2 protein-coding genes are annotated in these 857 nt (G+C 45.4%); both read right to left on the bottom strand.

Annotation, left to right across the window (positions count from 1 at the left end; all coding sequences use genetic code 11):
* A partial coding sequence (locus ACG95_RS14155; protein ID WP_152668282.1) for an alcohol dehydrogenase catalytic domain-containing protein occupies positions 1-604 on the bottom strand: 604 nt, incomplete at its 3' end.
* Position 605: 1 nt separating this feature from the next.
* Positions 606-857 (bottom strand): 2-C-methyl-D-erythritol 4-phosphate cytidylyltransferase (locus ACG95_RS14720; RefSeq protein ID WP_237756445.1); only part of this gene is annotated, 252 nt, incomplete at its 5' end.

Here is an 857-nt window from a genome sequence, read left to right as displayed (position 1 = left end):
ACTTAGAACGGTGACGACCAAAAACAACTAGCTCGCTGTCAGGGAAAATCTGCTTCACGAGGGTTGCGGTGATAAAACCAAGGTTACCATCGCCCCAAATACCGATCGTCTTTTGATCAGCATCCATCGTCTTTTCTAACTGAGTTAAGGCGTGCACGCCCACTGAAACCATTTCAATAAATGCGGACATCTGATGATCAAAGCTGTCAGGAACAACGACGGCCCGATCACGGTGTAAACAAACGTATTCTTGCATGAAGCCATCGTAGCCACTAGAACGGAACTTCGAGGTTGGTAAGTAGTTTTCTTCGATAATCGGATCCGTTTCAAATGGCGTATTAGGTACCATTGCCACTAAAGTCCCTGGCTTAAGTTCACCTTTGGGATCGTTTACGACTTCCCCAACACCTTCATGAATTAAAGCCATTGGCAGCTTTTGGCGTAAGGCAGCTTGTGGACGCTGGCCCGTGAAATAACGCGTGTCAGCGTGACACACGGATAGATAACGTGGTCGAACCACAATGTCATTAGCCGTGACTTCTTCAGCAACCGTTTGAACTTCAAACTGTCGCGGATCTACTAACCGGTATACTTGATTTAGCATGCTAGTCCCTCGTTTCTACTAAGGCCGTTGCCACGCGGAGATCATATGGTGTCGTAATCTTAAAGTTAAAGTTCTCACCGCGGACCATGGTAACTTCCTGACCGGCAAGCAAACAAATCTTGCAAGAATCAGATAGCGTTTCTTTTTGGGCATCAGATAATGCATTGTAAGATTCAACTAACGTTTTGATGTTGAAACTTTGAGGGGTTTGCCCTTGATACATCTCTGAGCGAACTGGAATATCATTAATCTT

Origin of the sequence: Lactiplantibacillus herbarum, from assembly GCF_001039045.1 — a bacterium.
Lineage (GTDB): Bacteria > Bacillota > Bacilli > Lactobacillales > Lactobacillaceae > Lactiplantibacillus > Lactiplantibacillus herbarum.
Note: the sequence above shows the minus strand (reverse complement) of the source record. Positions and strands in the feature narration are given on the sequence as shown.